The organism is Chitinophaga sp. YR573, from assembly GCF_900110995.1.
GTDB lineage: Bacteria > Bacteroidota > Bacteroidia > Chitinophagales > Chitinophagaceae > Chitinophaga.
Window position 1 is genome coordinate 4,518,273 of sequence record NZ_FOJF01000001.1, and the last position, 19,409, is coordinate 4,537,681.

Annotated in this window: 16 protein-coding genes; all 16 read left to right on the forward strand. The window is 43.1% G+C overall.

Annotated elements, in window-relative coordinates; translation table 11 throughout:
- Positions 1 to 33: 33 nt before the first annotated feature.
- The 16 genes from BMW86_RS18875 (at position 34) to BMW86_RS18950 (ending at position 19,409) form a co-directional block, all read left to right on the forward strand.
- Complete coding sequence (locus BMW86_RS18875) at positions 34 to 2,418, forward strand: GumC family protein (RefSeq protein WP_089783266.1); 2,385 nt, start codon at positions 34 to 36, stop codon at positions 2,416 to 2,418.
- A gap of 160 nt (positions 2,419 to 2,578) precedes the next feature.
- Positions 2,579 to 3,115: a UpxY family transcription antiterminator gene (locus tag BMW86_RS18880; protein ID WP_089783730.1), complete on the forward strand. Its 537-nt coding sequence runs from the start codon at positions 2,579 to 2,581 to the stop codon at positions 3,113 to 3,115.
- Positions 3,116 to 3,151: 36 nt separating this feature from the next.
- The gene (locus BMW86_RS18885; RefSeq protein WP_089783267.1) at positions 3,152 to 4,171 is read left to right on the forward strand and encodes a mannose-1-phosphate guanylyltransferase; all 1,020 of its coding nucleotides are present in this window, start codon (positions 3,152 to 3,154) and stop codon (positions 4,169 to 4,171) included.
- A 9-nt stretch (positions 4,172 to 4,180) separates the two neighbouring features.
- Positions 4,181 to 5,122 carry a GDP-L-fucose synthase gene (locus BMW86_RS18890; RefSeq protein WP_089783268.1) on the forward strand — a complete coding sequence of 314 codons (942 nt, stop codon included), beginning with the start codon at positions 4,181 to 4,183 and terminating at the stop codon, positions 5,120 to 5,122.
- A gap of 9 nt (positions 5,123 to 5,131) precedes the next feature.
- Positions 5,132 to 6,481: a UDP-glucose dehydrogenase family protein gene (locus BMW86_RS18895; protein ID WP_089783269.1), complete on the forward strand. Its 1,350-nt coding sequence runs from the start codon at positions 5,132 to 5,134 to the stop codon at positions 6,479 to 6,481.
- A gap of 33 nt (positions 6,482 to 6,514) precedes the next feature.
- Entirely contained in the window at positions 6,515 to 7,612 is a 1,098-nt protein-coding gene (gene gmd / locus BMW86_RS18900; RefSeq protein ID WP_089783270.1) for a GDP-mannose 4,6-dehydratase, read from the forward strand.
- Positions 7,612 to 8,793 carry an acyltransferase family protein gene (locus BMW86_RS18905; RefSeq protein ID WP_089783271.1) on the forward strand — a complete coding sequence of 394 codons (1,182 nt, stop codon included), beginning with the start codon at positions 7,612 to 7,614 and terminating at the stop codon, positions 8,791 to 8,793. Before gmd ends, BMW86_RS18905 begins: the two co-directional genes overlap by 1 nt.
- A 13-nt stretch (positions 8,794 to 8,806) precedes the next feature.
- Positions 8,807 to 9,811 (forward strand): polysaccharide pyruvyl transferase family protein, encoded by a 1,005-nt coding sequence (locus BMW86_RS18910; protein WP_089783272.1) that lies wholly within the window; start codon positions 8,807 to 8,809, stop codon positions 9,809 to 9,811.
- A gap of 11 nt (positions 9,812 to 9,822) precedes the next feature.
- Complete coding sequence (locus tag BMW86_RS18915; RefSeq protein ID WP_089783273.1) at positions 9,823 to 11,313, forward strand: oligosaccharide flippase family protein; 1,491 nt, start codon at positions 9,823 to 9,825, stop codon at positions 11,311 to 11,313.
- Between the two features lie 5 nt (positions 11,314 to 11,318).
- Entirely contained in the window at positions 11,319 to 12,563 is a 1,245-nt protein-coding gene (locus BMW86_RS18920) for a glycosyltransferase (protein WP_089783274.1), read from the forward strand.
- The gene (locus BMW86_RS18925; protein WP_089783275.1) at positions 12,550 to 13,818 is read left to right on the forward strand and encodes a hypothetical protein; all 1,269 of its coding nucleotides are present in this window, start codon (positions 12,550 to 12,552) and stop codon (positions 13,816 to 13,818) included. Before BMW86_RS18920 ends, BMW86_RS18925 begins: the two co-directional genes overlap by 14 nt.
- Positions 13,778 to 14,917: a glycosyltransferase gene (locus BMW86_RS18930; RefSeq protein WP_089783276.1), complete on the forward strand. Its 1,140-nt coding sequence runs from the start codon at positions 13,778 to 13,780 to the stop codon at positions 14,915 to 14,917. Before BMW86_RS18925 ends, BMW86_RS18930 begins: the two co-directional genes overlap by 41 nt.
- Positions 14,910 to 16,289 carry a hypothetical protein gene (locus BMW86_RS18935; RefSeq protein WP_089783277.1) on the forward strand — a complete coding sequence of 460 codons (1,380 nt, stop codon included), beginning with the start codon at positions 14,910 to 14,912 and terminating at the stop codon, positions 16,287 to 16,289. The genes BMW86_RS18930 and BMW86_RS18935 overlap by 8 nt, the downstream gene beginning before the upstream one ends.
- Entirely contained in the window at positions 16,258 to 17,241 is a 984-nt protein-coding gene (locus tag BMW86_RS18940) for an acyltransferase (protein ID WP_089783278.1), read from the forward strand. The genes BMW86_RS18935 and BMW86_RS18940 overlap by 32 nt, the downstream gene beginning before the upstream one ends.
- A gap of 9 nt (positions 17,242 to 17,250) precedes the next feature.
- On the forward strand, positions 17,251 to 18,336 hold the full coding sequence (locus BMW86_RS18945; RefSeq protein ID WP_089783279.1) for a glycosyltransferase: 1,086 nt from the start codon (positions 17,251 to 17,253) through the stop codon (positions 18,334 to 18,336).
- Entirely contained in the window at positions 18,333 to 19,409 is a 1,077-nt protein-coding gene (locus BMW86_RS18950; protein WP_089783280.1) for an acyltransferase family protein, read from the forward strand. Before BMW86_RS18945 ends, BMW86_RS18950 begins: the two co-directional genes overlap by 4 nt.

Sequence of the window (19,409 nt, forward strand, 5' to 3'; positions counted from 1 at the left end):
AACCAATCTTTTTAAACCTTGCCCCGTAATTACATGCAAAGAAAGAAAACAGATATACGGAAGCAACAGGATGACCAAACAGACCTGTTTGAACTGGTAAAAAACAGGTACCTGCCTTATTGGCCCCTGTTCATACTGATAGGCGCACTGGCCGTTGCAGGTGCGTTTGTGTACCTGCGCTATACTACTCCGATGTACAGGATCGCTGCTTCTTTACTGATTAAAGATGATCAGAAAGGAATGGGATCTTCCATGATAGAAACACTTGACCTCTTTGGTTCCAGTAAACAGATAGATAATGAAATCGAAATACTGAAATCAAAAACACTGGCAAGAGAAGTGATCAGAAATCTGAACATGTATGGAGAAGTCATTGAACATGGACAGATAAAAGATGTGGTACTCTATAAAACAATACCCGTTAAGCCGGTATTCCTGCAGCCTGAAATGATTGGTCCGCTGATGAATAAACTGGTACCGCTGAAATATGATGTAGCTAACCGGCGCGTGTTTGTAGATGGTAAACCATATCCTTTAAACGATACGGTGTCTACTCCCTGGGGGAAAATGGTGTTCTTGCCAGGTAATGTTTTTACAGGGAAACATGATTACTTCCTGCATATCTCCGGTGAGAAATTACTGGCAGTACAGTTTGCAGGCAACCTGAAAGTATCGCAGATCAACAAACTGGCAAATGTAATAGGACTGGAATACAATGATGTGGTGCCATCCAGGGGAGAAGCGATATTGAATGAACTGATGCGGGTGTATGATGCGGCCGCTATCGATGATAAGAATAAGACGGCGACCAAAACAATGGATTTTGTGGAAGGACGTCTGCGTATAGTGACAGGGGAACTGGGACAGGTAGAATCTGAAATGGCGAAATTTAAAACAAAAGAAGGTATCGTAGACCTGAGTGAACAGGGTAAGTTATTCCTGGAAAGTGTAAAGGAGAATGATAGTAAACTGAATGAAGTGAATATGCAACTGTCTGTACTTGATTCCATAGAGAATTATGTATCAGGCAGGAAAGAGGGGGAGAGCATGGTGCCGGCTACATTGGGATTAACAGATCCCGTGTTACTGGAGCTGGTGAGTAAACTATCTGAAACAGAAATGGAACTGGCACGGCTTCGCAAAACAACAGGGGAAAACAGTCCGCTGCTGGCTAGTCTGACCAGCCAGGCCAGCCGCTTAGCTCCTGCTGTAGTGCAAAATGTGCGCAACTTACGTTCTAACCTGAAAGCCGGGAAAGAGAAACTGACGGCAGAGAATGGTAAGTATATGGGCGTTCTCCAAAGTGTACCCGGAAAAGAAAAAGCATTACTGGAAGTAAGCAGGCAACAGGCCATCAAGAATAATATTTATACTTTCTTATTGGAGAAGCGGGAGGAAACGGCTTTGCAATATGCAGCAGCTATTTCAGACAGCAGGGTGGTAGATGTGGCAGAAGCGGATTCTTTCCCTTTTAGCCCACGCAGATCCATGATACTGGGTTTATCCTTACTGGGGGGCCTGGCACTGGTAGCTGGGTTTATCACCGTCAAGGAAATGTTTAACAGTGAGGTGATGTTCCGGGCGGATATCGAAAAAGGCACTTCTGCGCCGATTCTGGCGGAGATCATGCAGGATGAGGAGGCACACCCCATTGCGATCACAGAAGGCAAACGTACCCCTGTTGCAGAGCAATTCAGGGCATTACGTACCGCCCTGTCTTACATAGGAGTGAACGAAGAGCATAAAACGCTGCTGATTACCTCTTCCATTTCCGGGGAAGGAAAAAGCTTTATCGCCATCAACCTGGCTATCAGTCTTTCTTTAATGAAGAAGAAAGTAGTATTGCTGGAGTTTGACCTTCGCAAGCCTAAAGTGAGTAAGATGCTGAACGTATCTGTTCAGCCGGGGATCAGTAATTACCTGGCAGGGCATGCAGTACTGGGAGACATCCTGAAGAAACCGATAGAAGGCAATGATTATTTTCACCTTTTATCCTGCGGGGTGATACCACCCAATCCAACAGAGCTGGTATTGAATGGTAGACTGGAACACCTGCTGACCACACTGAGAGCTACTTTTGATTATATCATCATAGATACAGCTCCGGTAGGCCCGGTTACAGACGCCCGCTTACTGGCTCCGTTTGCTGATGCAACCCTGTATGTGGTACGCCATCAGCGCACACCTAAGTTCTACCTGAAGATGATTGATGAGTTGTATGAACAGCAGGACCTGGGTAAACTGAACATCGTTTTTAACGGGATCAAATCCCGTGGTCTGGCCGGTTACGCATCGGGCTATAGCAATGGCTATGGTTACGGAAACGGACTTGGTTACGGCTACGGATATACAGACGAACATAAAAATGGCAACATCAGGAAAAAGCGCTTTAACAAGCTCTTTAATGCCAAATCCTGATCAAACCATATCTTAAAATTGAAGAACCATCTATGCATTAAAAAGGCACTCATGTGACTGAGGAGGCGAAGCTATGCTCCCGGTTAACCCATTCCACCCTCTTGCCTTTATAAATTCCATATCAGACTATTGCGATTAATTAACCATTTAAATCATGCCCATGGAACTAAGTCCAAACAACTGGTATGCGGTGTATACCAAACCCAGATGGGAAAAGAAAGTGGCAGATGCCCTAATTCGTAAACAGGTTGAAACTTATTGCCCCATTAACAGGGTCACGCACCAGTGGAGCGACCGTAAAAAGATTGTCGAAGAACCTCTTTTCAAATCATACGTATTCGTACGTATTCCTGAATCACTGAAAACGACCATTCGCGAAACAAGTGGTATTGTCAACTTCGTTTATTGGCTGGGTAAACCTGCCCGTATTCCTGATCATGAGATTCAACAGATCAGGAGCTTTTTGCAGGAATACCAGGATGTAGAAGTTGAAAGCTTTCCCATTCATGAGAATGATCTCATCCAGATTACTTCCGGTCCGCTGATGTATCAGCGTGGAAGAGTAATCGAAGCTGCCAAGAACACTGTGAAAGTAGTGTTGTACAGCATGGGTTTTGCATTGACTGCCACTGTGAAGAAAAGCGAAATGATGCTGATCAACAGTCAGGTGATTGCTCCGGTGAATGCTTCTATGTAAGCGCTTCCTCCTATTCATAAATACTTTCTATCTACCATGCAACATATTATACTATGCGGCGGATCAGGAACCCGTCTCTGGCCGTTATCAAACCGGCAGACACCCAAACAGCTGTTACCCCTGTTTGACGGGCAAAGTTTATTACAACTCACCTGGTTACGTAATCGTTTTGCATGTGACAGCGTAGTGGCTATTGTGAATGAACAACAGGCTGATGTAGTAGCGGAACAACTGGCTGATTCAGGCGCCTTATCAGTATCGCTGATAGCAGAGCCTATAGGCCGGAATACCGCTGCTGCCATTGCATTGGCCGCCTTTACCACTTCACCGGATACTATACTGCTCATTACACCCGCAGATCACCTCATCGGAACTCCGGATCTGTATTCACACACCATTTTTACTGCCGAAAAGCTGGCTGCCGCCGGGCATCTTGTAACCATAGGATTACAGCCCACTTACGCTGAAACAGGGTACGGTTATATTCAGTATGCAGATCACGATGTGATACGCTTTACCGAAAAACCGGATGCTGTTACTGCTGCTGCTATGCTTGAAAGCGGTGACTACCTGTGGAACAGCGGTATCTTTTGTGGTAAGGCTGGTGTATTGCTGGAACAGTTGTCCTTACATGCACCCGCGATTTATGCTGCTGCCGCAGTTGCCGCAGCAGCATGGCTGGAAACAGGAGCGATCCCGTTGTCTGTAATGGAAGCAATTCCTTCGGATAGTATTGATTATGCCGTACTGGAAAAGAGTGATATCGTGAAGGTGGTGCCCAGTGCCATGGACTGGAGTGATGTTGGCGGTTATGAAGCACTGGCGCATGCGCTGGCCAATCATTACCGTTACAGCAATCACCAGGCAGTGTTTATAGAAAGCGATCCTGTGAATAGCATTGTAATAGGAAAAGATAAACTGGTAGCACTGGTGGGCGTGGAGAATGTAGTAGTAGTGAATACACCTGAGGTACTGCTGATCTTACAGAAAGGCAATGGCCAGGATGTGAAACAACTTCATCAGTGGGTAAAAGAAAACAGACCTGAATTACTATAAAATCAACTTATGCAACTGAATGATAAAATATATATAGCTGGTCACCGTGGAATGGTAGGCAGCGCTATAAAAAGAAGGCTGGAATTATTGGGATATAAAAATATTGTAACAAGGAGTTCAGCTGAGCTGGATCTCCGTTCACAGGCGGAAGTAGGAAATTTCTTTGCACTGGAACAACCGGATTATGTATTTCTTGCTGCTGCTAAAGTAGGAGGGATTCATGCCAACAATACTTACCGTGCAGAGTTCCTGTATGAGAACCTGATGATAGAAGCGAATATCATTCATGCATCCTGGAAACATGGGGTAAAAAAACTGATGTTCCTGGGTAGCTCCTGCATCTATCCTAAAATGGCGCCACAGCCACTACAGGAAAACAGTCTGTTAACAGGTCCGCTGGAACCTACCAACGAACCTTATGCTGTTGCAAAGATTGCAGGTATCAAATTATGCGAAGCTTACCGTGATCAGTACGGATGTAATTTCATCAGTGTAATGCCTACCAATCTGTATGGCATAGGCGATAATTACCATCCTGAAAACTCTCATGTATTACCTGCACTGATCAGGCGTTTTCATGAAGCAAAAGAAGCGGGGAAACCCAGTGTAACCGTTTGGGGTACTGGTACACCACGCCGTGAATTCATGTTCGCAGATGACCTGGCAGATGCCTGTGTATACCTGATGCTGCATTATGATGAGAAAGAACTGGTGAACATTGGTACGGGAGAAGATCTGAGTATCCGTGAACTGGCAGAGACAGTGAAAGAGGTAGTTTGTTATGAAGGCAAACTGGTATTCGATCCTTCCAAACCCGATGGCACACCAAGAAAATTAATGGATGTTTCAAAACTACATAGCCTTGGATGGAATCATAGTGTAGAGCTGAAAGAAGGACTGGTACAGGCATATGCAGATTTCTTACGCAAACGTCATTTGGTAATCAGTTAATACTTAATTATGAAAGTAGTAGTAATAGGTACAGGGTATGTTGGTCTGGTTACAGGTGCCTGCCTCGCAGAAGTAGGTACTGAGGTGGTTTGTGTGGATGTAAATGCTGAAAAGATCGTCAACCTGCAAAAGGGTATTCTGCCCATTTATGAACCAGGCCTTGAAGAGATTGTAACCCGCAATTATGAAAACGGACGCTTGTCTTTCAGTACGGATCTGGCATCTGTCATTGCAGGAGCTGCGGTAGCATTTATTGCTGTAGGAACTCCTCCGGGTGAAGATGGTAGTGCCGACCTGAAATACGTATTGCAGGTAGCAAAAGATATAGGTGATTCCATGACTGATTACCTGGTGGTAGTGACTAAAAGCACAGTGCCTGTAGGCACTGCGGTGAAAGTAAACAGGACTATCAAAGAAGCGATGATGTCCCGCGATGCACTGATGGATTATGATGTAGCGTCTAATCCTGAGTTCCTGAAAGAGGGTGCTGCCGTGCAGGACTTCCTGAAACCCGACCGTATTGTAATAGGTATTAACTCCGAACGTGCAAAGAGTGTACTGGAACAGTTGTATCATCCGTTCCTGTTAAATGGGCGGCCTATCGTATTCATGGATATTGCTTCCGCTGAAATGACGAAATACGCTGCCAATGCTTTACTGGCTACTAAAATTTCTTTCATCAATGATATCGCCAACCTCTGCGATCTGGTAGGTGCAGATGTGAATATGGTGCGTAAGGGTATCGGTACTGATCCCCGCATCGGACATAGTTTCATCTACCCTGGTATCGGGTATGGTGGCTCCTGCTTTCCCAAAGATGTAAAGGCACTGGCGCAGACCGGCAAAGAGTATGGGCATAAACTGCGCATTCTGGAAGCGGTGGAAGCCGTGAACGATGATCAGAAGAAAGTGATGTTTGAGAAGATCCGGCGGCATTTCGAAGGTCAGTTGGCCGGTAAGGTATTCGGCATCTGGGGCCTCTCATTTAAGCCTAACACAGACGATATGAGGGAAGCATCCAGCCTGGTACTGATCGCCTCTTTATTAGAGGCAGGCGCCAAAGTGCAGGTGTTTGATCCGGTGGCTATGCCGGAAGCCCGCAGGGAACTGGGTAATGAGGTAGAATGGTGTACAGATATGTATGCTGCTGCCACTGGTGCAGATGCAGTAATACTCATCACAGAATGGAATGAATTCCGTTTGCCCGACTGGCCCCGCGTAAAAAACTTACTCAATGCCCCTGTAGTATTTGATGGCAGAAATATTTATGACCTCAACTTCCTGCAGAAGAATGGCTTCAGCAGTTATGGAATCGGTATTTCTCCCCGCTCAATAATGAGTACTATAAAACAGTATTAATATTTAACCATCACCTCTCTAAAATATAATTGTATGAAAGTTGCCTTAATTACTGGTGTAAACGGACAAGACGGTGCCTACCTGGCAGAACTGCTGCTTGAAAAAGGATATATGGTACACGGTGTTAAACGTCGTGCATCCCTGATCAATACAGAAAGAATAGATCATCTGTATCAGGACCCTCACAGCCCGGATGTTCGTTTCAAACTGCATTATGGCGATATGACCGACAGCACCAACCTGATTCGTATCATCCAGGAAACACAACCTGATGAAATTTATAACCTGGCCGCGATGAGCCATGTGAAAGTGAGCTTCGATACACCTGAATATACTGCCAATGCAGATGGTATTGGTACCCTGCGTTTGCTGGAAGCAATCCGCATATTAAAGCTGGAAAATAAAACACGTATCTATCAGGCCAGTACTTCTGAGTTATATGGTCTGGTACAGGAAGTGCCTCAAAGGGAAACGACTCCTTTCTACCCACGTAGCCCATATGCAGTAGCTAAATTATATGGTTACTGGATTACAGTAAACTACCGCGAAGCATATGGTATGTATGCCTGCAACGGTATCCTGTTTAATCATGAAAGTCCGCTGCGTGGTGAAACATTTGTTACCCGTAAAATCACCCGTGGTGCCGCTGCTATTGCACTGGGCCTGCAGGAAAAATTATACCTGGGTAACCTGGATGCACGCCGCGACTGGGGACATGCTAAAGATTATGTAGAGGCTATGTGGCGTATCCTGCAACAGGATGTGGCAGAAGATTATGTGATTGCTACTGGTATCACTACACCGGTGCGCGACTTTGTAAGAATGGCATTTGATGAACTGGGTATAGAACTGGAATTTACCGGTAAGGGTGCAGAAGAAGTAGCCGTAGTAACTGCCTGCCGTAACAAAGATTTCATTCTGCCAATAGGTAAAGAAGTGGTAGCTGTAGATGCTGCTTATTTCCGTCCTACAGAAGTGGAATTGCTGATAGGTGATCCTACAAAAGCGAAAACAAAACTGGGCTGGGAACCTAAGTACGACCTGGCAGAACTGGTAAGAGAGATGATGTTGTCTGATGTGGAATTATTCCGCAAAAGAAATGTAACACAACTTGAACACCTGATAGGATAATGATCATGAAACTACCCGTTAAAAAATCGCTTTCTTTTCTCGATGGGTTACGTGGGCTTGCTGCCTTGTACGTAGCTACCGGGCATGCCCGCTGGCTGTTATGGGAAGGAGGTGATAATTTCAAACAGTTATCACATACCTATTCAACCGCCGGAAAAATGCTGGCAATAGGCATGTCTGTATTCAAATACGGACATGAAATGGTGTTATTCTTTTTTGTGTTATCGGGTTTTGTCATTCATCTGAGATATTCTTTACAGTTGAGTAAAGGAGAAGAAGCACCCTTTTCTTTCGGGTCTTACTTTTTTAAAAGATTAAAGAGGATCATGCCTCCATATCTCTTTGTTTTTGCATTGACTTTCATCTGTGACAGCATTGTTGCGCATAATCAATACTCGATTTATACGCATACAACACCGCTTCCACTGGTTAATCAGAACATCGTGTTTGTGCATTCATGGTCTTCACTGATTGGTAATATATTCTTTCTGCAGGATGCTTATGTGCCGGTGTTTGGGTCTAATGGCAGTATCTGGTCGCTTAAATACGAGTGGTACTTTTATATGTTGTATCCCGTATTACTTTTCTTTAACCGGAAAAGTCCCTGGTTTACATTAATCGGTCTTAGTGGGATCTTCCTGATTTATTTAATTGGATTTCATACAGGATTTGTTTTGTTCGACCAGGTAGTAGCCTGTTTACTTTCCTGGTGGGTAGGTGGTTTTGTCGCGGATATTTATAACGGCAGGGTACAGATCAAACGGTATTTCCTTTATCCGCTGGCTGTTATCATTCCTCTGATTCCTCTCATCCATACATCAGGTATCAATAACCTGTTAAAAGACCAGATCGTTGCTTTTGGATTTACAGGATTGCTGGTATTGTTGCTGGATTACAGGGATAAAAGGATTGTACAGTCTTTCGGTAAACTGAAGTGGCTGGGTGACTGCTCCTACACATTGTACCTCATTCATGCACCGCTGCTGATTCTTGCAAATGGTATATTATTGAAAGCAACAAATAACGTAATGCCGAAGTCATTTGTATATGTATGGCTGGCAGTGATTGGCGTAGTGATAATAGCATACGGATTACATTTTATAGTTGAAAAACCATTTGTATCTGCTGCTAAAAGAGTTCCATTAAAACAACCGGACGTAGTGCCGGCTATGGTAAAATAAATCTTATCAAAAAATGAAAATATTAGTAGAGAACTCCACCTGGAATAACATCGGAGATGGCTTTTACCAGAGCGCGTTATTCGTCCTGATCAAACAACTGTATCCTGAGGCGACCGTGTTAATGGAAGAAGGCCCTATTTACAGAGCATTCCGTCCGAAATCTTTAAAGCAGAAGCAGAATGCCCTGCACCTGATGAATTACCAGTCGGCCGACCTGCACATCTTCTCCGGACCAATGATCCGTCAGATCCTGACTAACTACAGGCAGAAGATCATTGATCTGAAAGCTGCCGGTCAGCAGTATGCATTGATCAGTGCCTCTTCAGCAGGTATATCAGAAGAGCTGCGTAAGGAAACCGGTGAGTTCTTCCAGAAGTTCCCTCCGCTGTTCTTATCCTCCCGTGATGAGGAGACTTATAAGAAGTTCAAAGACTATGTGAAGAACAGTTACAATGGTATCTGTACTGCCTTCCTGGTAAATAAAATGTTACCGGTAGATCAGCTGGATGAAGATTTTAAATTCTTTATCAGCAGTTTTTACAGAGAGCTGGAACCTGTATATAAAGTAAAAGGAGAGGTAGATATTACCAATATAGAGCTGGAGCGTAAGAAGAATTTCTTTGGTATTGATCATCGCTTTTCAAGACACTTTAACAGTCTGCGTCCTAAACAGGATATGGTGAACGGGCATAAGATCGTGAGAGTACAACAGGAAGTATCTACCAAGTTCAATCATATTACGTTTGCACAGCCTAACTCTTTTGTGAGTTTTAACCTGTTGTCTTACCTGGCATTGTATAAGTCTGCTGCCTTTACTATCTCAGACAGGGTGCACTCATGTGCAGTAAGCCTGGCCTTTGGAAAACCTGCGCGTCTGTTTACCAACAGCCCAAGAGCAGGCATCTTTAACAGGCTGGGATTTGATCATAAAAAAGACAATGGTATCATGTATCCTAACATGGAGATCATTGATACAGAAGCAGAGAAACTGTCTTCATTTATTAAGTCGGCATTCTAAGAAACAAAGTCTTGAGTAAGAATAATATTTCAGGTAAGCATGTCTTTAACAGTATCAGCTGGATGCTGTTACAGACAGGCGCTACGAAGCTGACGAGCATTTTAGGACAGATTGTATTGGCCTGGTTACTGGTACCAGAACAGTTTGGATTGATCAGCCTTGTGTATACAGTTACCAGCATTGGTTTGATCATACAACAGTTTGGCTTAAATGATGTACTGGTAAGAAGGCAGAAGAGTTTTCACAACTGGCTGCCTTTGTCTTACGGTATCTCCTGGATCTTTGGTATCATTTCTTTTTTCCTGTTGCTGATACTGGGATTTGTTGGTAGCAAAGTATATCATGATCATAACATTTTTATCCTGGTGTCTTTTTATGCATTCACCACGCCGATGGATGCGCTGAGTGTGATACCACTGACCAAGATGCGGATAGACCTGGACTTCAAGACATTGTCGCTGATACGTGTAATGGAAACCGTGATGACGATGGTGATGACGGTGATACTGGCCTTTATGGGCTTTGGGGTGTACAGCTTTGTAATACCACCATTGATCGTCTCTGCGGTGTCGCTGATTGTGAAATACAGGGTTACTCATCTGAATATCCTGTTTAAGATTCATCTGAAACGCTGGAAGTATTTAACAGTAAGCAGTTCCTGGTCGCTGGTACATTCTGTGGTACAGCGTATCATGGACCAGGCAGATTATATCACACTGGGGATATGGGTAAGCAAGTCGGTAGTAGGGATCTATTACATGGCATTCAGTTTATCCATACAGGTGATAGGTTTCGTAGCCAATAACCTGCCTTCGGTATTGTTTCCCAGTCTGGCTTCCATACAGGATAGTAAGCGTGCGAAAGATATGTACAAGAGGAGTGTTACTTATCTCTCAGTGTTTGGCGCAGCCTTTGCAATATGGCAGGGTGCCACCGCTTTCTGGATAGTAAGAGTATTTCTTTCATCAAAATGGGTAGACACAACTGCGCTTGTAGAAATCTTATCTATAGGGATGGCATTCCGGGCAGTAGCCTGGTTATGGTCTACACCGTTCCGTTTGAAAGGGAAGTTTGCTGATATGGCGAAACAGTCGTTTTACTCTTTGTTATTTATGATAGTGCTGATAGTAGCAGGTACATTTAAATGGGGCGTATACGGCACTGCTACCGCTGTTTCTTTATACTATGTGATTATCAGTCCTTACTGGTTGTATAAAGGATTCAAGTTATTGGGCGGAACCTTGCAGGAAACCCTGCAGATGTTTGTGATACCTATTCCGCTGGCCTTACTCAGTTATGGCAGTTGCTGGTACTTCTTCCGGTTTATGTATGAAGGATTGAGTCCTATACCGGTGATGATCATCATTTCACTGGTGGGCAGTACGCTGTATGGATTAGGTGTGTATGTATTCATGCAGGATACCTTCCAGGAGATCCGCCGGTTAATACTGGACAGATTACCGGTTAACAGCGGCGTCAGAAAATTATTATCGAGAAACTAAAATTTATGAAGAGTATTATTTCTACCGGTCAGGGCAGGTTACATCTCATTCAATCCGCTATCGCGATTAAAGATCAGGGAGTGGATGTGAAGGTGATTACAGGCTGGGTACCTGGTAAATTTTTTTCCGATAAGCTCATTAATAATATGGGGCGCCTGATAGGCAGGACCAATCTCGCTTATGGTTTGCGTAAGCGTTCTCCTGAAGGATTGCCCCGCACAGATATCAGAACATGCAGTTTCTCTGAGTTTTATATACAGTTCCTTTTCATGCTCACCAGCAGAAAACTGTTGTCTCGTGATACAGCAGCTATTATGGGATGGAAGGCATTTGGAACAGAGTCGAAGAAATACATTAATAACAGCGAAATCTTTCATGTACGTAGTGGTGGTGGTCGTTCCGGTGCTATCAAAAAAGCAAGACAGCAAGGCATGAAGGTAGTGGTAGATCATAGCATTGCCCATCCTAAAGAGATTAAAAGACAACTAGGTAAACTGGAAAGTGAGAGTACGAACTCGAAGTACATTAATATCTCTGACGGGTTCTGGAATAATGTACTGAAGGATTGTGAAGAGGCAGATGTATTGCTGGTAAATTCAGATTATGTAAAAGATACTTTCCTGGAACAGGGATATCCTGCTGAGAAGATCAGTGTTATTCATTTAGGGATTGATGCCAGCTTTTATGATCTGAAGAAATCTTACCAGTCTGATAAAATGCGCTTGCTTTTTACAGGCAACTTTGGTTTTAGAAAAGGTGCACATATCATCATCAAAGCAATAGAAATATTAATGCTGCAGAATGTAGCATTTTCACTGGATATTATAGGGAATGTATCTGCAGAAGTAGCTATTCCCGACTGGTTCAGGAATCATCCTGATATTAAGTTACACGGGCATATGCCACAGGACCAGATGAAGCAATTCCTGGCTGCCAGCGATGTTTATATCTTCCCCACTTTTGTGGAAGGCGCTGCACAGTCTGTAAAGGAAGCCATGGCGGCAGGCTTACCGGTTATCACTACGGTGAATAGCGGGGCACCTGTACAACATCGCGAAAATGGTTACCTCATAAAAGATGATGATGCAGCAGACCTGGCGAATGCGATTATCGTCCTCAGTAAAGATGAAGAGTTACGCAGCAGCATGGGTAAGAATGCAGCTGCTACTATCAGGAAATCCCATACCTGGAGCAACTATGCCAAAGAGGTAAAAGAACTCTACAAAAGCATTATAGATGAAAGTGAATAAGAGCAACGCAAAGATGGTAGTCTTCTCTTTACTGAGTAGCGCCAAGCTGTCTTTTGTAGGGACGCTGATCCTGAGTGAAGTGTATGCCGTCTTTTACTCTTTTTCTTTTAAGAAGATAGGCTCGCTGTATAACCGGGTACCGGATATGAAAAAGATCCATGTTGCTATGGCACTGTTCCTTGGTGTGCAGATGCTGAGTGATGTGGTCAATCATACAGATACAAATAACATGTTACGTGGATGGGCAGCGTTGACAGTTGCTATTGTGATGTTCACCTTCATGTTCAGAATGTTTGATGAAACGCCCAAGGTAATTGTTGCATTCATGATAGCGGAGGTGGTCAGGCTTATTCTCTTTGGACAATCAAACCTGGAACAGGATACCGCAGATCTTGCAGAAAGTTATTCCGCATTTAAGTTCAGGATAGCGCCTATTACCAATAACATCATTTTACTCCTGACTTACTACTTATACAGCAAACGGAAAGATAAGATGACGGTGGCCGTGTTTATATTATACGGCTTAATGTGTGTGGGTCTGGATTATCGTTCCAACGGATTGTTTTACCTGTTTGCCGGATTGATCATACTGTTCAGGAAACAGTTGATGAACATGACACTGGCCCGTAAAATAGGATTGACATTGCTTGTGGGTATCTCTTTCCAGATCTTATTCATGATCTATGTGAATGCAGTATTATCCGGTGAGTTTGGAGGGACACATGCGGGTACACAGCTGGAAGAAACGGGTAATCCCTATAATCCATTCAGTCTTATTTCACAGGGAAGGGGAGAGTTCTTTGTAGCGATAGAAGCGATCAAAGATGCACCTATTCTGGGGCATGGTTCCTGGGCAGAAGATAAGGATAATCACTATCGCATGATGATGTTCAAAGACATGGATGCGGGTAAATTCAGAGAGAATACACTGAACAACTCCGGTGTAATCCCCAGTCACTCCGTATTATTAGGGGCCTGGTTATATGCGGGAATTGTAGGTTTCCTGGCAATGCTGTACATCTTTAACCTGGTATTAAAAAGAGCTTTCTACCTGATAAAAGACCCAAGGGCAATGGAAACACCTTATTATCCTTTGATCGTATTGTATACGGTACAATTGATCTGGACATTTCCTTTTTCTCCATTACCACAGATCAGGAATATCATACCGGTCTTTATAGCATTTATTATAACCATTTATTACTCTTTAAAAAATGATGAAGAAGAAGACGATCTGCTTCCTGACAACGGGTGATATCACAAGTATTGCTACCATGAAGAGGGCATTGGGAATGGCTAATCCATTAGCCGCAATGGGATGGGAAGTATCTGTTATTGCGATGGATTGTGCAGAGAACCGTCAGCGGGCGAGTATAGAATGTGGCAGCGATATTGCGGTGCATTATTACCAGCCTGCGGGAGCAAAAGATGAAGTAGCGCAGAAGACAAAAATCCTGAACACGATCAAACCAAATTATATTTATTTCTGTGCATTCGGATTCCGTAACTGGATCAGGAAAAGTGCTTTACAGTTTAAGCCTGAAATGATCATTGAACATTCCGAACTGCAATCCGGTATACCGGATAATAAAGGGCTGAAGAAAATCCTGGCACATTTTATAGAAGGATTATCAGTGAAATATGCAGATAAGCTGATCTGCGCCAGTAAATACCTCGAAGATTTTTATGCGCGTAAGGCAAAGCAATTGTTTAAACGCAATATGCCAATACTATACTCTCCTTATGCATATAGTACAGAAGTGATTGATGCGCCGAAATTATACCTGGATGAGCTGTCTGCAAAGTATAAGAATAACACGGTGCTGATATATATGGGAACCATGACCCGCAACTATGGATTATTCACCATGTTGGAGGCCGTAGAGATGGCGGCGAAGAAAACCCCGGATATCAAACTGCTGTTGCTGGGACGAGGCAGACATCTGGAAGAAGCAAAGACCTATGTGAAAGAGAAGAATTTAGAGCAATATGTAGAGTTCCTGGGTTATGCTCCCGAAACGATGCTGAGTTCCTATTTCGAACTGGCAGATGCATTTATCTCGCCATTGAATGATACAGTGCAGGATTGGGCCCGTTGTCCCAGCAAAATATACATGTATATCCCCTTTCATAAGCCTGTATTTACCTGTAAGATAGGAGAGCCGAAAGAGATTTTCGGAGATGATGGATATTACTTTGATAACAATGAGCCGGCTACACTGGCCAGTCTGATTACTACGCTGGCAGAGGGAGAACTGAAAAGTGTATCACTGGATGTGACAGAACATAGCTGGCAGAAACGTTCAGAAGATTTTAGTAACTGGATACTACAAAAAGAACAGGTCTATGCATAAAGCAACTTTACTTTCAAAAGGAGAAGGAAACTATTTCTTCGGTTTTCACGATCTGGTAGCATGGAATAATGCCGGTGATAAATTACTGGCATTAAGGATAGATGATATGTACACTCCACCGGACCCTAATGTGACCTGCGATATAGGTTTCATTGACAATGCCGGTATTTTCCACAAGCTGGGAAAAACATATGCCTATAACTATCCGCAAGGTGCCAGGCAGCAATGGATTGGCAATACAGACCTGTTCATCGTCAACGATAAAATAAATAATGAATGGCGCTCCAAGGTATACGATAGCGTTACCGAAGAGTGTACCGATATACTGGATTATCCGGCACATGTAATTACAGATGATGGCTGGGCTTTCGGCCTTGATTATGCACGTTTATTCCGTGTAGGTGGGTATGGTTATACCGGTTTACCGGATGCTTATGCAAATGATGAAGCGCCTTCAAAATCAGGTATCATCAGACATCACATTACTACCCGTGAGCATAAGATGATTTTATCGGTACATGAGGTGGCAAAGTTCCAGATGAATCCTAATCTGGGTCGTTGTCATTACTTCACACACCTGTTGCTGAATCCTTCACAGACGAAACTGGCTTTCCTGCATCGTTATAAACTGAAAGACGGTGGAGAGACTACCCGCCTGATGACAGTGAACACTGATGGATCAGGTCTCAGATGTTTAGCATCAGGATTTTTAAGTCATTTCGACTGGCAGGATGATGAGCATGTCGCTATATGGGGGAGAACGGGTAGTGGAGTAGAAAGATTACGCCAGTCGTTTTTGTATAAGATGATGCCAACAAGCCTGGTATCAAAGGGAAAGAAGATCATAAAGAAATTATTATACAAGCCTAAGGAAGGTGTGAAAACAAACTCCGCTTTCAACTGGCTGCTGTTTAAAGATACAGATAACCCGCAGTTTACTTTATTGGCAAAGGGAGTGATAGAAGAGGACGGGCATCCGATGTTTTGTCCGGCTAACCGCGACTGGATGATTTGTGATACCTATCCGGATGCAAATGGTATCCGCACTTTATTCCTGTTCCAGTACAGTACACAAACACGGGTAGACCTTGGTACTTATAAGATGCTGGATCAGCAACCGGATATTAATAAATCTATGCCTTTCCTGGAAGGAGTGGATAAGGCAGTACTGAAAGCATTTTCTCCTGAGCAGATGGCATTTACGCGCAGCGGATTGCATTGTGATCTGCACCCAAGATGGAAAAAGGATGGGACAATGGTGGCTTTTGATTCCATTCATGAAGGTAGCAGGAAGATCTATGGTTTTGACGTAACCGATATTGTATCAAATAAAGCTTCACATGAACGTCAAAAAGTATATTCCGGGCTTTGATTTTATCAGACCCATTGCTGCATTCAGTGTTGTATGGATTCATGGATGCGCAGGTAGTTACTGGACACGTGAACTGAACCCGTTGAATAGTTATGCCGTTCCTGTATTTATCGCTATTTCGTTATTCCTGTTTTCAACCCAGGTAATCAGCAAAGGACAAACAAATTTCGGAGAGATGGCTGGTACCCGCTTTAAGCGGCTGATGATTCCCTTCTTTCTATGGACATTCATTTATTTAGGTATCCGGGTATTCAAAGCAAAGTTTGTACATGAACCGCTGGAATTTGACTGGATACAGATGTTTGTTTTTAAGGGAAGTTCTTACCAGTTATGGTACCTGCCAAACTTGTTTTACCTGATGTTGCTGTTCTTCGGATTTTTGAAAATAGCTGCCAGACATAGAGAATTTGCCAACATCTTTCTCAGCGTCATGCTTGTTGTGGTAGCAGTTGTCTTATGGTATACACCGGAAGATATCAGAACAGCTCCCTGGTTTACACGGCATATCATGTTATACTTCCTGCCTTCGCTGATTTCTTCCGGGATAGGAATGTTATACTATATCAACTATGACAAAATAGCCAACAGTTATGGACTAGCTGCGAAGATCATTATACCGGTGCTTTGTGTGATTACTTTCTTTGCACAGTACCTGTTGCCGAATGTTCTTACAGGATTGTTATTTGTGGCTGTTCTGTTCCCTTTCCTGCTGTTTCAGGCGGATTTTACATATCCTTTTATGAAACAGTTATCAAAAAACTCTATGGGCATTTACCTGATTCACGGAGTTTTTCTGGAGGGTATTAAAACAGCCATGCAGATAACACATCATCCTGTAAAAGGACTGGTTATGACGCTTGGCTCCATTATCATTACTTATATACTCAGCTTTATTGTGTCTGAAATTTTATCGAAGAGTGATGTGCTGAGAAAGTATTTAATGGGCAACTAATATTTTATTATGATCGCAATATTACAGCCATTCATACCACATTACCGGGAAGAGTTCTTCAATTCATTCAGGGAGAAAATGCCAACAGATCTTTTCTGTTACGAAAAACAGGAAGTACTGAAGGACAATGATTTCAAGGAAGGAGAGGCGAATGTGATTGCTTTAGGTTCTTTTATGAAAGGCCCTTTTGTATTGTACAATCCTTTTCCGCTGTTGAATAAAAAATATGAGGTGCTGGTACTGATGCTGAACTTCGGACATCTTACTACCTGGCTGATCCTCTTGTTAAAGCCATTCCTGAAACAAAAGATAATACTATGGGGGCATGGTATCTCTGTAAAGAGATATGTGCATGAAGAAAAACATCCGCATATTTTATTAAGATGGATGATTGCGTTGTCTGATGGTGTTTGGTTTTATACGAAAAAGGAATTATCCGTATGGAAAGGATTCACACCACGTATAAACGGGCATGCATTGAACAATACGATCTCCGGTGTGGAAGACATATTACGGGTGCAGGGGGCAGATAAAGAAACATTAAGAGAGAAGTATAAGATCTCACAACAACGGGTGCTTATTTACTGCGCAAGATTTAATGAGCCTGGCAGACGTGTGGATTTACTGGTAAACCTGATAGAGAATACTTCCCCGCTTGCATTTGCATTTGTAATTATCGGAGACGGAAAGCTGAAGCCTGATTTTTCAGGGTATTCGAATGTGCATGATTTCGGTGCATTGTACGACAGGAAGATCAAGGATGAATTATTCAGCATGGCGGATATTTATTTTCAACCGGGATGGGTGGGATTGTCTATTGTGGAAGCAATGTCTTATGGTAAACCTGTGTTTACATTCAATCGTTCCGTGTCTGTAATGCAATGTGTGGAATATAGTTATATACAGCACGATTATAACGGGATGATTTTTGAAAATATGGAAAGTTGCCTGGATCAACTGGCGCGTATTACAGATGAAGAGATTGTGCGGATGGGAAATAATGCACGCGAATATGTGAAATCGGAACTGACGATGGACAGTATGACAAATAATGCCCTCACTGCTATCGCAGCCTTTAAAACCAGTCCTGCATGAAACAAGAAAACAAATTATGGCCATTGGAAGTATGCCGGGGATTAGCTGCTATCTATGTAGTATTACATCATTCCCGTCAGATGCTGCCGCATGCTATACAGCCCTTCCTGCTTTTTGGTCAGGAAGCGGTGATATTGTTTTTCCTGCTGAGCGGGTTTGTGATCCATTACAATTATAGCGTAAAGCCAGTATTCGACAGAGCCGATTTCTTATGGAAACGTTTTGTGAGGATCTATCCCATATTTATTCTCGTGATGATATTGAGCATTGTATTAAACCTTGCTACGGGGGCGCGTCAGGAACATATGGATATGGCTACCTTCTTTTATAATATAGCGGGTTTGCAGGATTCTCAGCTACAGAAGCCGGGAATTGGTTATCCTACTTTCGGAGATAATGATCCTTTGTGGAGCCTGGGATATGAAGCATGGTTTTATGTTTTTTATGCGATAGTGGGATCTGCGAAGTTTAACAGGAATCTGTTGATAGTAGTATTGGTTTCATTCACATCCGCGATACTGTTTTCTTTTTATCCGGGTAAGGCATACCTCACTTTGTTGTACCTGCCTATCTGGTGGTTAGGCGCTGCCATTGCGGAGTCTACGCTTACAGAACGTACACGCCCCTTTTTGTGGGGAATGTTAGTGTTGCTGATAGCAATAGGCGGATATGCGGGCGGAAGTTATGAACAAATAAAAAACAGTAGCAACAGTATTGGTTTACATCCTTTTATAGAGATCAGACATTTTAGTGCAGCGATTGTATTTGCCATTGTATGGATGATGGCACAAAAGTGGTTATCGATGAAACACTTTACATGGATGCAACCACTGGCAGTACTGGCCCCCATTTCTTATGGAATATATATTGTGCATGTGCCGTTGTTGAGAGCAGTGAAGTTTATACTGCATGACGGAATAATAGCCTGGTGTGTATTTATAGTGCTGACACTCATCATGGCTTACCTGCTGGAGATACATTTCCAAAAGAAGATCGTACTGCCTTTATTATTGAAACGGAAAAAGACACCGGCCCGGGTTACTGAAAGGGAATTGGTTAATATAAAAGCATAG